This is a genomic window from Streptococcus suis, from assembly GCF_002964045.1.
GTDB lineage: Bacteria > Bacillota > Bacilli > Lactobacillales > Streptococcaceae > Streptococcus > Streptococcus suis_U.
The window spans coordinates 1-299 of sequence record NZ_POPB01000694.1 but is presented as its reverse complement, the minus strand read 5'-3'; the positions used below and the strand labels follow the sequence as shown (position 1 = coordinate 299).

Here is a 299-nt window from a genome sequence, read left to right as displayed (position 1 = left end):
AGTTGCTTGTAAAGCTGATTGAGCTTGGTTCTTCCACTTGCTCTGCTTGTCCGCAATGATTTCATTGCCAATATCGGCAATCAGATAGCCGCTGCGCTCGGATTCATGACAAACTTCTTTGAAATTCTATCTGGTGGTAGTTACGAGAATCAATTTTCACCCCATCTATTTGTGCATACTTGGACCCTGGCTATAGAAGTTCAGTATTACCTTGTCTGGGCTGGTTTAGTTTGGTATCTGACTCGCATCTCAAAAAGCGTGGGCCAACTACGTGGATCAATTTTTCTAACATCTATAAG

The 299-nt window shown here is 42.5% G+C and carries 1 pseudogene; it reads left to right on the top strand.

From position 1 onward, the window contains the following. Positions 1-24 precede the first annotated feature (24 nt). Positions 25-299 (top strand): annotated as a pseudogene (locus tag C1E99_RS15375) (acetyltransferase); the annotation flags it as partial.